Origin of the sequence: Dyadobacter linearis, from assembly GCF_907165045.1 — a bacterium.
GTDB classification, from domain to species: Bacteria; Bacteroidota; Bacteroidia; order Cytophagales; family Spirosomataceae; genus Dyadobacter; species Dyadobacter linearis.
Genome location: NZ_CAJRAU010000006.1, coordinates 158,400 through 171,695, shown reverse-complemented (window position 1 = coordinate 171,695; position 13,296 = coordinate 158,400). Strand labels below are relative to the sequence as shown.

At 46.5% G+C, this 13,296-nt stretch carries 13 protein-coding genes; 12 read left to right on the top strand and 1 reads right to left on the bottom strand.

Features of this window, described 5'->3' with window-relative positions; translation table 11 throughout:
- The first annotated feature begins 88 nt into the window (after nucleotides 1-88).
- The 5 genes from KOD92_RS19955 (at nucleotide 89) to KOD92_RS19935 (ending at nucleotide 3,889) form a co-directional block, all read left to right on the top strand.
- Entirely contained in the window at nucleotides 89-958 is an 870-nt protein-coding gene (locus KOD92_RS19955; RefSeq protein ID WP_215235359.1) for a fumarylacetoacetate hydrolase family protein, read from the top strand.
- A gap of 160 nt (nucleotides 959-1,118) precedes the next feature.
- Nucleotides 1,119-1,949, top strand: a complete 831-nt coding sequence (locus KOD92_RS19950; protein WP_215235358.1) for an amidohydrolase family protein — start codon at nucleotides 1,119-1,121, stop codon at nucleotides 1,947-1,949.
- 5 nt (nucleotides 1,950-1,954) lie between these two features.
- Complete coding sequence (locus tag KOD92_RS19945; protein WP_215235357.1) at nucleotides 1,955-2,284, top strand: L-rhamnose mutarotase; 330 nt, start codon at nucleotides 1,955-1,957, stop codon at nucleotides 2,282-2,284.
- Between the two features lie 115 nt (nucleotides 2,285-2,399).
- Nucleotides 2,400-3,107, top strand: coding sequence for an endonuclease/exonuclease/phosphatase family protein (locus tag KOD92_RS19940; protein WP_229254767.1), 708 nt, complete (start codon nucleotides 2,400-2,402; stop codon nucleotides 3,105-3,107).
- A 2-nt stretch (nucleotides 3,108-3,109) separates the two neighbouring features.
- Nucleotides 3,110-3,889 (top strand): (Fe-S)-binding protein, encoded by a 780-nt coding sequence (locus KOD92_RS19935; protein ID WP_215235356.1) that lies wholly within the window; start codon nucleotides 3,110-3,112, stop codon nucleotides 3,887-3,889.
- Between the two features lie 71 nt (nucleotides 3,890-3,960).
- On the opposite strand, the gene KOD92_RS19930 is transcribed toward KOD92_RS19935, so the two are convergent.
- Nucleotides 3,961-4,356, bottom strand: a complete 396-nt coding sequence (locus KOD92_RS19930) for a hypothetical protein (protein ID WP_215235355.1) — start codon at nucleotides 4,354-4,356, stop codon at nucleotides 3,961-3,963.
- A gap of 242 nt (nucleotides 4,357-4,598) precedes the next feature.
- Between KOD92_RS19930 and KOD92_RS19925 the strand changes: the two genes are divergently transcribed.
- The 7 genes from KOD92_RS19925 to KOD92_RS19895 all read left to right on the top strand — a co-directional run bounded on the left by KOD92_RS19925 (nucleotide 4,599) and on the right by KOD92_RS19895 (nucleotide 13,255).
- Nucleotides 4,599-5,975: a lactate utilization protein B gene (locus KOD92_RS19925; protein WP_215235354.1), complete on the top strand. Its 1,377-nt coding sequence runs from the start codon at nucleotides 4,599-4,601 to the stop codon at nucleotides 5,973-5,975.
- A gap of 1 nt (nucleotide 5,976) precedes the next feature.
- Entirely contained in the window at nucleotides 5,977-6,564 is a 588-nt protein-coding gene (locus tag KOD92_RS19920; RefSeq protein ID WP_215235353.1) for a LutC/YkgG family protein, read from the top strand.
- Nucleotides 6,565-6,567: 3 nt separating this feature from the next.
- Nucleotides 6,568-7,077 carry a GNAT family N-acetyltransferase gene (locus tag KOD92_RS19915; protein ID WP_215235352.1) on the top strand — a complete coding sequence of 170 codons (510 nt, stop codon included), beginning with the start codon at nucleotides 6,568-6,570 and terminating at the stop codon, nucleotides 7,075-7,077.
- A 135-nt stretch (nucleotides 7,078-7,212) separates the two neighbouring features.
- Nucleotides 7,213-7,929 carry a (d)CMP kinase gene (gene cmk, locus KOD92_RS19910; RefSeq protein WP_215235351.1) on the top strand — a complete coding sequence of 239 codons (717 nt, stop codon included), beginning with the start codon at nucleotides 7,213-7,215 and terminating at the stop codon, nucleotides 7,927-7,929.
- Nucleotides 7,926-8,993 carry an NAD(P)/FAD-dependent oxidoreductase gene (locus KOD92_RS19905; RefSeq protein WP_215235350.1) on the top strand — a complete coding sequence of 356 codons (1,068 nt, stop codon included), beginning with the start codon at nucleotides 7,926-7,928 and terminating at the stop codon, nucleotides 8,991-8,993. The genes cmk and KOD92_RS19905 overlap by 4 nt, the downstream gene beginning before the upstream one ends.
- Nucleotides 8,994-9,010: 17 nt before the next feature.
- Entirely contained in the window at nucleotides 9,011-12,220 is a 3,210-nt protein-coding gene (locus tag KOD92_RS19900) for a hypothetical protein (protein WP_215235349.1), read from the top strand.
- A 111-nt stretch (nucleotides 12,221-12,331) separates the two neighbouring features.
- A complete protein-coding gene (locus KOD92_RS19895; protein WP_215235348.1) occupies nucleotides 12,332-13,255 on the top strand; it encodes a PorP/SprF family type IX secretion system membrane protein in 924 nt (307 codons plus the stop codon).
- The last annotated feature ends 41 nt before the right edge of the window (nucleotides 13,256-13,296 follow it).

Here is a 13,296-nt window from a genome sequence, read left to right as displayed (position 1 = left end):
TCTAGCTGAGTTGAATTTGAAATGATTAATAAACTATAAAGGTCAATAGCTAACTGCTAACCGCTAATAGCTAACGGCCAAAAAAAACATGAAACTATTCCGATTTGGTGCTTTTGAGCAGGAGAAACCAGGTGTTGAACTTGCTGACGGTAAAAAAATAGATGTCTCTGCATTCGGCGAGGATTACAATGAAAAGTTCTTTGCGACGGACGGTTTGAACCGTTTGTCCGAGTGGCTGAATACCAATGCAGCCAGTGCGCCGGTTGTAGAAGACGGGTTCAGATACGGTTCCTGCATTGCGCGTCCTTCCAAAATTGTTTGCATTGGAATGAACTACGCCAAGCACGCTTACGAATCCGGCGCGACCGAACTGCCGAAGGAGCCTATTGTTTTCTTCAAATCCACCTCCGCGATTTGCGGTCCTTTCGATCAGGTTGTTATTCCAAGAAATTCTGAAAAAACGGATTGGGAAGTAGAATTGGCCGTAATTATCGGTAAAAGAGCAAGTTATGTCGAAGAAAGTGACGCGCTTGACTATGTGGCCGGTTACGCAGTTCACAACGATTACTCCGAACGCGCATTTCAAATGGAACGTGGCGGGCAATGGGTGAAAGGAAAAAGTAACGACACATTCGCGCCGATCGGGCCATATATGGTCACGGCAGACGAAGTGGGCGACGCGAATGCACTCGATCTGTGGCTGAGTCTCAATGGAAAAAAGATCCAGGACAGCAATACTTCGGATATGATATTCCAGGTACCATTCCTGATCAGCTACCTGAGCCAGTTCATGACATTACTCCCGGGCGATATGATCACCACCGGAACGCCGGCAGGAGTTGGATTAGGCATGAAGCCGCAGGTTTATCTGAAACCAGGAGATGTAGTAGAGCTGGGTATTGAGAAATTGGGAAGCCAGAAGCAGGAAGCGGTGGGGTGGAGTAGGAGTCAGGTATAGTCATTGATAGTCATTGATTGTCATTTATAGTCACTGATTGTCATTGGGTCATTTGTTGCTTTAATTTATAACAATACCCAACCACCACTGACCACCAATGACAACAAGTGACCAATAATGACCACTAATGACAATTAATGACCTACTAAATAACAAAATCATGACAATCGACAGCCACCAGCATTTCTGGATATTTGATGAGGAGCGGGATTCTTGGATCACGCCGGAAATGGGGGTGATCCGCAAAAACTTTTTGCCGGAAAATCTCAAACCGGTGTTAAAAGCGAATGGCGTAAACGGTTGTGTGGCGGTACAGGCTTCTTCCACGGATTCGGAAACTGAATTTTTGCTGCAACTCGCGGAAGCGAATGATATTGTAAAAGGTGTAGTGGGCTGGGTGGATCTGTTTTCAGCGGATCTGTATGATAAGTTGGAAAAGTACTCTCAGTTTGAAAAGCTGAAAGGGTTCCGGCACGTAGCGCAGGGGCAGCCGGAAGGTTTTTTACTACAACCTGATTTTATAAAAGGAGTAGGGCAGCTGGTCGCATTTGATTTCACTTACGATATTCTGATCCATCAAAATCAGCTGAAAGAGGCATTCAACTTCGCTGTGAAGCTACCTAATGTGCATTTCGTGCTTGATCATATTGCCAAACCGTTGATCAAAAATGGGCAAATGCAACCTTGGGCCGACGATATACGGGCACTGGCCGAGCTTCCGAATGTGAGCTGTAAAGTGTCTGGAATGGTAACCGAAGCAGATTGGCAAAACTGGGAGAAAGCGGATTTCAGACCTTACCTCGATGTTGTTTTTGAAGCATTTGGTACTGAGCGGCTGATGTTCGGCTCCGACTGGCCGGTTTGTCTGGTAGCCGCCGAATACGAAGGTGCAAAAGGTATTCTGACCGATTATCTGAGCATGTTTTCAGACTCTGAGGCGAAGCGCGTAATGGGACAGAATGCAGTCGATTTTTACAATCTTGATATTTAATAAAAATGAAAAGATACTGTCTTACCGTGGATTTGGTCAATGATCCTGAAATGATCAGCGAATACGAAGGTTACCATAAGCAGATCAGACCGGAGATCGAGAAAAGCATACGCGACGCGGGCATTACGGTAATGGATATTTACCGGCTCGGCAACCGCCTTTTTATGATCATGGAAACGGAAGACGATTTTAGTTTTGAAAAGAAAGCAGAAATGGATGCGGCGAATGAGAAAGTCCAGGAATGGGAGCAGCTGATGTGGAAATATCAGCAGGCGCTGCCCGAAGCGAAACCTGGCGAAAAGTGGGTTTTGATGAACCAGATATTTGCCCTCTGACCATAAAAGAAAACGGATTGTGTACCAGTAATTGAGCAGGTTGAGCAGATTAGGCTACTTTTTATTCATTACAATCATATCGTGCAGCTTATCTGCGTCACAACCCCGCCGTGCCTTGGAGGTAAAAGTGATGAGCTTCAATATCCGGCATGGACTGAATATGGACGAGGAGTCGAATCTGCGGGATATTCTGAAAATTATTGCAGACCATAAACCTGATCTGATCGCATTGCAAGCGGTTGATAGTCTGGTTGATAAAGGAAAAACGCAGTTCCAGCTCCGGCAAATTGCTGTGCAAACCGGAATGCATTATGTGTACGGTGAAGCCGACAGGTCGGAAAATGGGTCGCAGGGAGTGGGGATTTTGTCTAAATGGCATTTCGAAAATACCCAGACCATTCAGCTTCCTACGACCGCCGGCGCAGATCCGAAAGTGTTGTTGTGCGGATTGGTCAACCCGGTGCGCGGACTCACGTTCCGGATGTGTAATTCGAGACTGGAATATGCGTCGGTCATGGATAGGGCGTTGCAGGCGGCTTACATTAACCAAATGCTCGTCAACAGCATTCAGCCGGTATTGATCGGAATGGATATGGGCGCGAGACCGAACGAACAGCCGTACTTCTCTTTCCGGAAAAACTGGCAGGACGCGGCGCAGGGATCACAATTGCAGACCTGGAACGAGGGACTTCCCGGCGACCGGCTCGACTATATTTTTGCATTGCTTAATACCAAGGTTCGCATTAAAAACTATAAAGTGCTTAGAAATTATCCCGGCGTTTCCGATCACTATCCTATAATTGCCACCATTGAATTCTGGTAAAAATGAACTACTCAAGCCTCAAAATCGGATTATTTATTCCCTGCTACGTGGACCAGTTTTATCCGCAGGTAGGAATCGCTACCCTTGAATTACTCGAAAAGCTGGGCTGCCGGGTTACATTTCCAACAAATCAAACCTGTTGCGGGCAGCCGATGGCCAACTCCGGTTTCGAGCATCTCGCCCGTCCATGCGATAACCTTTTTTTCGATCTGTTTTCGGATTGTGACTATGTGGTTTCACCCTCTGGAAGCTGCGTACTGCATATCAAAGAGCATTTGAAGGCAGATAACAGGGCCGACGAATCAAAAGTGCTCAGAAAAAGAGTGTATGAACTCGTTGAGTTTATGACTGATATTTTAAAAATAGAACATATAGAAGCCGAGTTTCCGTACAGGGTCGGACTGCATCAGGGTTGCCACGGTCAGCGCGGGCTGCATCTTTCACAAATGTCTGAGCTGAATGCAGCGCCCTTTTCGAAGCCGGTTTTTTTATTGAAACAGGTAAAAGGACTGGAACTGATCGATCTGGACAGGACTGACGAATGCTGCGGATTTGGCGGGACCTTTTGTGTGAGTGAAGAAGCAGTTTCTGTCAAAATGGGAAAAGACAGGGTAGCGGACCATATCAGGCACAATGCAGAATATATTACCGGCTCGGATATGAGCTGCCTGATGCATTTAGGCGGGATTTTGAAAAGAAGTAACTCGAATGTGCAGATCAAGCACATTGCTGAAATTCTTAATAGTGCGGTAAAAAAACAAATACCGGAACCCATCGTGTGAGTCCCGGCATTTACAAAGTTTACGGAAGGCGTGGCGTACCACGCTAATCAGAATCTGAGAACAGCTTGTTGTTAGTTGATTGAAGAAACAACGCGGCTGGTTGTAGTCAAAATGTCAAACGATTGTGAAGCTTTCTCTTTTCCGTCCGTGATTTCGAAGGTATAAGTACCGTCATTCAGGGTCGATAAGTCGAAATATTTCAGATAGTTCGTGTTGACACGCTTGTTTTCTGAGAACAGAACATTGTTTTCAGTATCCAGGATCCGCACTGCAACAGTGTTCGAAACCGGGTTATTATATGAAACGCGGAATTGCATTGGTTTAATCTGAAGAATGCTCAGGTTGTCAGAAGCTGACTTTGTGTTTTCAACAGATACGTTGGTGTCCTGCGCGAATGAATTCAAGGCAGAACCTGATAGAAGTAAGCCTGTTAAGGCTGCGATAATGAGAGTGTTTTTGGTTTTCATAGGAGTGAAAATTTTAATGTGTCTAAAAAAAGTTAAACTAAACTTTATTTAAGACTCCGATCTTCGATCGAAAAACTTTGTGATTCAAAAGTATAAGATATTGCATTACAATGAAATAGGAAATTTTTTAATTTTTGAAAGTTGTTCTTTAAACAAATTCAAAACTTCAAATAATGCAACGAATGTGAAAAGTACAATTCTTATTCTTTTAAAAGTACTATTACTAAATTGTTAAGATAACTATGTCTAAAACAATCATGGAGCATTCCGAGGCTTCGGAAGTCTTCAACAGGGATGAACCGTACGTAGACTGGCACGATGAAACGCTATGGTTTGTGCGCCAGAAACGGGACAAATCCTCCAAGTTGCTGCCCGAATGGGAAGAGCTGAGAGAAACGGCATCGCAGATCAAAAACTACGTTTTGTCGGCAATGGACGAGCTGCTTGTTCAGTTTGAGCAAAAGGCAAAAGAGAATGGGGTACACGTACATTGGGCCGCCAATGCGGCAGAGCACAATGAAATTGTACTGAACCTGCTCAAACAACACGGCATTACCGCCATGGTAAAAAGCAAATCCATGCTGACCGAGGAATGTCACATGAATGAGTTTTTATCGAAAAACGGAATTGACGTAATTGATACTGACCTGGGCGAACGGATTGTGCAGCTCCGGAATGAGCCGCCGAGCCACATTGTGCTGCCGGCTATACATTTAAAGAAGAAAGATATCGGCGACCTTTTCCACGAACATCTTGGAACGGAAGCCGGCGCCACTGACCCGCAATACCTCGCCGAGGCGGCGCGTCAGCATTTACGTGACAAATTCATGACCCGCCGTGCGGCATTAACAGGCGTCAACTTCGCAGTTGCCGATACAGGCGCTTTTGTAGTGGCAACCAATGAAGGGAATGCAGATATGGGTGCGCATCTGGCTGATATTCATATTGCAAGTATGGGTTTCGAAAAGATCATCCCTAAGCAGGAGCATCTGGGCGTATTTTTGAGATTGCTGGCTCGAAGTGCTACCGGTCAGCCCGTTACTGCCTATAACAGTCACTTCAAAAAGCCGCGTGAAGGTCAGGAAATGCATATTATTATAGTGGATAACGGGCGTACTACCCAACTTGGGCGCGCAGATTTCCGGAATTCATTAAAATGCATTCGCTGTGGCGCTTGTATGAATACTTGTCCGGTGTACCGCAGAAGCGGCGGGCACAGCTACCACAATGCGGTGGCCGGCCCGATCGGTTCGATCCTGGCGCCTAACCTGGATATGACCAAAAACGCCGATCTGCCTTTTGCAAGCACTTTATGCGGAAGCTGCTCCAATGTTTGTCCGGTCAAAATCGATATTCACGATCAGCTATATAAATGGAGGCAGGTACTGGCGAAAGGCGGGCACGTGCCGCAGACAAAAGGAATTGGGATCCGTGCGATGTCGATGGTATTATCGCAGCCGCGTTTTTACCAGTGGTCGGGGAGGCTGGGCAGGTCGGTGATGCGGACCGTTCCATTTATGGTCAATAACAGCCTGAATCCCTGGTACAAGCAGCGGGATATGCCGGAGCCGCCGAAGGAAAGTTTCCGTGACTGGTACGTTCGTAACCGTAAAGAGTAACATGCAAACAAGAGAAGAAATGCTGCGCAAGATCCGGCTGAACAAGCCTGAGCGCACTTCGCTGCCGGCTAATATCCGCTTTGACAGTCAATATGAAGATACGGAAAGCAAGTTTATCGAAACGCTGACCGCTATTTACACCGAAGTTGTTATTGTAAAAAACTGGGAAGAACTGGCTGTAAAGGCGGGTGAATTATATGAGGGGGTTGTAAATAAAGCCACGACCATTCCCGAGCTAAATATCTGGGCGGATTTCAGTTTAAATGTAGCGGATCCGCACGAGCTGGAAATGATCGAGATATTGATCTTAAAAGCAGAATTCGGTGTCGCTGAAAATGGGGCGGTGTGGATCTCGGACAATTATCTTCCACACCGCGTTCTGCCTTTTATCACCCAAAATCTGGCACTGGCAATACCCAGAAGCGCGATCGTGAACAATATGCACGACGCCTACGAGCGATTGACGGATACCACCGGTTGGGGATGTTTTATTGCTGGTCCGTCGAAAACCGCTGATATTGAGCAGTCACTGGTGGTAGGCGCACACGGGGCCCGGAGTATGGTGATATTTTTGGTTGAAGACTTCTAAAAAATGCAAGAGCAGGTCGAGCTGAGACAATTTCATCGGAATATGGTCGATCGGCTGGCTTTGCTTGCGGATAACCCGAAAATAGCGGCCCACGTCCGGGATAATTTCCCGAGTCCGTACTCGCTCGCCGATGCACATTACTGGATCGATATGTGCAGCAAAGTAAATGCAAACGCATTTCAGCGGGCTGTTTTTTATCAGGACGAATTTGTGGGTGGAATAGGTGTGCTGCGCCAGGAAGACATTTATCGTAATAATGCAGAGATCGGCTACTGGCTGGGCGAACCTTACTGGGGAAAGAATATAGCTACCGCCGCATTGGTTCAGATGACCGACTGGATCTTTCAAAATACCTCCATTACCAGATTGTTTGCAGGTGTATTTGAAACAAATAGTGCTTCCAAACGCGTGCTCGAAAAGGCAGGGTACGAGCTGGAAGCAGTTCATCACAAAGCTATTATCAAAAACGGAGTCGTATTAGATGAACATTTGTTTGTCAGGCTCGCTCTGTGATAATTTCTTTTACGATTAAAAACTTGGCTGAAAAAAGACCTCGGCTGGTACTTTCCTCTATTTTTGCATAGTTCACGATATTCTCATTTCTGCTCTGTGAATTTTCTTTGCGGCCAGAAATTACTTCACTAAACTATGCCAAAAATCATTGTTGCAATCGATGGCTATTCCAGCTGTGGCAAAAGCACAACTGCAAAACAGGTTGCAAAGCAGCTCAACTATCCTTATATCGACACAGGCGCCATGTATCGGGCGGTGACGCTCTATTTTATACAAAACCATATTACACTTACGAACCCGAAGGAAGTAGAACAGGCGCTCAACTCGATTCAAATTTCCTTCCGTCGCCACGCCGAGCTGGGCCGCAATGATACTTATCTGAATGGTATTAATGTGGAAGATGAAATCCGGAAAATGTATGTTTCTGAAAAAGTAAGCGACGTGAGCGCGATTGCGGAAGTCCGGCACGCATTGGTTGCGCAGCAGCAGCGAATGGGGAAAATGAAAGGTATTGTTATGGATGGTCGAGATATTGGGACTGTCGTTTTTCCGCAGGCCGAACTAAAAATTTTCATGACCGCAGACCCGCTGATCCGCGCCCAGCGCCGGCAAACCGAGCTTTTGGAAAAGGGCGAGCTGGTAGGGCTGGCCGAAATCGCCGAAAATCTGAAAATGCGCGATCACATTGATACGCACCGCGCCGAAAGTCCACTCAGGCAGGCGGAAGATGCTGTTTATATTGACAATTCACTGATGACACTCGACGAGCAGGTGGAATTGGTAGTACGCCTAGCCGACGAGCAGATCGGACTTTCGCTACGTCGCCGAAATGCCAGCAAGATCCAGCAATGACTCCAAAAGACTACGATTATCTGATTGTCGGGCAAGGCCTCGCTGGTACCTCACTGGCTTTGCATTTGCTGGAAATGGGGAAAAAGGTATTAGTGATCGGCGATTCTTCCATGCCTTCTTCAACCAAAGTAGCCGCCGGAATTTTTAATCCTCTAACCGGCAAAAAGCTGGTAAAAACCTGGCTTGCAGACGATCTTTTTCCTTATGCCCAAAAATTCTACGGTGACCTTGAAAGCAGGTTAAACTGTAAATTGATCTATTCCACACCCATTTTTCGTCCGTTCCGATCGATTGAAGAGCAGAATACGTATCTCGCTCAAACAGCCGACCCTTCCATTTCACCCTACATTGCCGCCGACAACCGAACTGATTTATCGCATTATGTCGAGTCACGCTTTGGTGGTTTGGAAGTGATCCAGGCGGGCTGGGTTGATCTGCCTTTGTTTTTGGAAAAGAGCAGGGAGTTGCTCTCTGAATTAGATAGTTACATGGAATCCACATTCGCTCTTGCCGATCTCCGGGTTGAGCCGGAAAGTGTATTCTGGAAGGATTTGAGTTTTGGGACAGTTGTTTTTTGTCAGGGATTTTTTGGTGTAAATAATCCGTTTTTTGAGTGGCTGCCGTTTGCGCCGGTTAAAGGTCAGATCCTGGAAGTGGCCACGGATCAGGTATTGCCCGGGTATATTGTGAATCAGGGAATATTCATGTTGCCGGTAAAGGAGCACTCAATGCGGGTAGGAGCGACGTATTCCTGGGATCCGCTCGACTGGGAACCGACTGATTCGGGGACAGCGGAAATAAATGAAAAACTGGAAGCTTTGATCAGGATACCTTATCGGATTACCTCTGCCAGCGCGGGAGTGAGGCCCTCCGTGAAAGACCGCCGCCCGCTGATTGGTATCCATCCGGATCATGCTAATGTGGCTATATTCAATGGGTTAGGAACGAAGGGAGTAACGCTCGGACCGTTTTTTGCGAGGCAGCTTGCGGAGCATCTTGAAAACGGCAAAGAATTGAATCCGTTAGTTAATATTCAGAGGTATTTTTCGTTATATTTCCGTTGAAGTCAGCCTAAGCATTTATGAGCATAAAACACATATACAGATTAACCTTTTCGGTCGGTTTACTAGCGGTTTTAGGAGTTGTATCCCAGTCAGTTGCGCAACGCTATCCTTCTCAGGAAACATTTGGCAAAAACCGGATTCAGTACAAAACCTTCAACTGGAAGATTTTCCGGACCACCAATTTCGAAATTTACCACTATCAGGGTGGAACTGCGCTGGCCAAGTTGACTGCGCAATATGCTGAAAGTGAGTTCGATAAAATCACAGATATTCTTGGCTGGACTCCTTACAGCCGCGTTAAGATCTTCCTTTACAATTCTCCCGCCGAGCTGGAACAGAGCAATATGGGCCTGTCTACGCTGGATAACCTCAATGAACAAAAGCTGGACCTTTCGCAGTCGCGCGTAGAAGTGGCGTATACCGGAGATCAGGTTGGTTTTCGTAAAAAGCTGGTGAAGGATATTAGTTTGCTCTTTGTTTACGATATGCTTTACGGCGGCAATATGAAGGAGGCGCTGCAAAGTTCCTTGCTTCTGACGCTCCCTGAGTGGTTTATGTCAGGTACCGCGGCTTACATTGCCGACGGCTGGTCGCCTGAGCTGAACGATTACATGCGGGATTTTTTCAAAAACCGGAATGTAAGAAAGCCTACATTAATGACCGGAAACGACGCGACGCTGGTCGGACAGTCGATTTGGAACTACATTGCCGAGCGCTACGGAAAGGACAAAATATCTGATATTCTCAACCTTACCCGCATTATCCGCACCGAGCAGACCAGTATCACAAGTACATTGGGCATTCAATCCTACAATCGCTTCCTGCGCGAATGGAAAGCCTATTATCTCAACCAAAACAAAAATGCCGAGCAGTTTTACGCCGAGCCCAGCCCGTCGTGGAAATATAAGCTGAACGAATTCAATGTGTCCGACGCAAGTGCGGTGATCAAGATCTCTCAGGACAAAAAGTTTACTGCTGTGAGCGAGATCAAAAACGGCCGGTATAGGGTGTATATATTTGATAGTGAGAGCGGTTCGAAGAAAATTGTGCGTCAGGGCAAGCTGGATCTGGTAGGTGGAAGAGCAAAAACACAGCCTCCTTTGCTGGGTTGGTTCCGCAACAACCAACTTGCGATCCTTGCTACCGAAAACGATCGAAAGAATTTGTATATCTATGAAAATATAGGTACTAAAAAGGTGAAGGTGAAGTTGAAACGCAATATCCGCGGACTTGACCAGATCGTAGATATGGACGTTTCAAATGACGGTACCATGCTGGCTGTCAGCGCTGACAAAGGCGGGCAGAATGACTTGTTCCTGATCAGCGTAGCTCGCGCTTCGCCGCTTGCATTGACCAATGACCTTTATGACGACCTTTCACCCAGGTTCGTTCAGGGTTCTTCCAGGAAAGTAGTGTTTTCTTCAAATCGTCCTGTTGACTCTGTGGGTACCGGTGACAAAGGAAATTACAAATCGATTTCTTCTTTATATACAATATTCGAGCACGACGGTACGCCAAGGTCTTCCAATATGATCAAGCTGGTGCAGGGTGATGGAAAGTCGAAAATAGTGCCTGTGTATGCTGACGCAACTGATATTGTCTATTTGTCAAATGGAAAAGGAGTGAATAATCTGTTCAGATATAACAGAGCTTCTTCCTCGACCTCGCAGCTTACCAATCACATTCAGAATATCCGCAACGCCGATGTCAACACCAAATCGGGCGGTGCGCTTGCGTACACGTATTTAAACGATGGTTACTATGTAGCTGCGTACAAGAATTCATTCAATATTGACGCTGCGATCAATACGCCGGCATTGACCCCGGGTACTGCGGCGGCTGGCGGTGGTAATGCAGCTGCGCAACCAGATACCGCGGCAAAAGCAGCTCAGCAAGCCTCCGAAACGCCGAAACTGGCTTTGAAAAATGGAGAGGTTGATACGGACAATTATGAATTCGACGAGGATGTTTTGAAATCCTTTGAATCCAGAAGAAACCGCGGAAGCTTCCCGACTACTCCGGGCGCATTATCACGACCGAAGGCGACTCGTGAGAATATCGCAATTAAAGGACCTACCAATTACAAAGGTTTATTTATAACAAACGATGCCAGCTCCGATTGGCGCATCGATCCGATCAGAGGATTCGGTTTCGCGCAGTCGATCTCCATGAATGACCTTTTGGAAAACCACGTGATAAAAGCCGGGGTATTCCTTTCGTCGAATTTCAGGAACACCGATTTGTTTGGTGAATACATGAATAACACCTACCGCATCGACTTCGGCGCTCGTTTTGACCGCAAGAGTTTGTATGTCGATACCGAGGGTGCTCCTCAGAAATACCGGTTCAATCAACTGATGTTCACGGCTTCGTATCCGTTTTCAACAACCAGCAGGTTCTCGTTATCGCCGATGTTTTCATCGACGCGAATGATCGACGTGTACATACTGGCTAATCCGGATATGGCGTCCAATTATGGCGGGTTGCGGAGTGAATATGTGTTCGATAATACGCGTGTGAATGGAATGAATATGATGGAAGGTACGCGGTTCAAACTGCGCTACGATATGCATCAGGGGCTGACGAATGGAAATGAAAGTTTCAATCGGGTAAGTCTTGATTTCCGTCACTATCAGAAAATTCACAGAGACCTGATCCTGGCGATCCGCGCGGCTGCCAGCCACTCAGGGGGAAAAGCGCCAAAACAAAATATTCTGGGCGGAATGGAAAACTGGCTCGGAAATAGGAAGGAAAACCGTACCGGCGAGAATCCGCTGAATTTTCAGAGAGATAACCGGGATATTTTCTTTGCTGATTTTGCCACCAACCTGCGTGGTTTCAATCTGAACAGGCTTTCAGGAACCAGCTATATGCTCGTAAATGCGGAACTCCGCATTCCGCTGGTGAAATACCTGTATCGCGGCGCTATTACTTCCAGCTTCCTGCGGAACTTCCAGATCGTCGGTTTTGGCGATATTGGAACTGCCTGGACAGGGAAGGGGCCGTTTAGTGAAAACAACAGTTTGAATACACAGATCATTGGTACTGAGGACGATCCTTTCCGCGCGACAGTTACAAACTATAAAAACCCGTATTTAATGGGCTATGGAATGGGTGTGAGAACGACATTGTTCGGATTTTACGCGAAGTTCGATTATGCGTGGGGAGTTGACAACGGTTACACAAACAAAGCTATTCCTTACGTAACATTAGGCTACGATTTTTAATTGTTTTGATAAGTATAAACTCAAATTAATACGGTTATTAAGATGGCAGAAGATCACGTCTTCTGCCATTTTTGGTATCTGTACAGCATTATTTACAAAAATTTGAACAGAATGAACACACATTACACTTTGAGGAGATTTCTTATCGCAGCGCTTTTTCTCGCAACAGGCTGGCAGTCAGTATCTGCACAACGCGAGGTGCTTTACGAACAATATGTTCAGAATCCGATGTCGATCAACCCGGGATTTACCGGCGTTCGGGAAGATTTTAATATGACGGCGATGTTCCGTCGGAAATGGATCAATATCCGGAACTCACCTTCGAGTCAGACTTTTGCGGCCGACGGTACCGTGGCGAATGGGAAATTCGGTATTGGTTTTCAGGCGCTTAATGATCAGACGAGTTATTTTACAACAACCGGTTTCTCGGCCTCATTTGCTTATCACCTGGCTTTTTCTGATGATTGGAAACTCGGATTAGGGGCGCAGGGCGGGATTAATGTACTGCCCGTGGCGGACCAATCGGGGTATCTGAGCAACAACCGCGCTTTGGGGACGTTTGGTATTGGTGCCTGGCTTCGGTCTGATCAATTATATATTGGTGTGTCGAAGCCGGAATTGCTGAGTCAGAGATTGGGACAGCAGGCTGCGCTGGATGTTTACCGGCGGCCGCTCTACATCATGGCCGGAGGCAGCTATGATGTGGGCGACGAGATATTGATGTTGCCGCATGTTTTGTTTGTTCAGGAGAAAGATCGCAAGCTGAGGTTCGACCTTGGTACGCGTTTTTGGTTTAGTGAAAAAGTGGGTATTGGTGCTTCCTACCGGATTGGCGGAGGATATAGTGGATTCTCTTCAAATGTCGATTATTTGCAATTATCTGCCGAGGTCCAGGTGGGCCGGAATGTGCGGCTGGGGTATTTTTACAGCACCCGTACAGCAGAGCAAATTTACGCCTCATATTCGGGTCCGAAGGGTGTTCACGAGCTTATGCTGAAATTTGTTCCGAACCCCAAAGGATTTCAAAAATATTAGTCCTGTGACCAATGGAAATGTTTTTCAATCAAGTTAAAAGG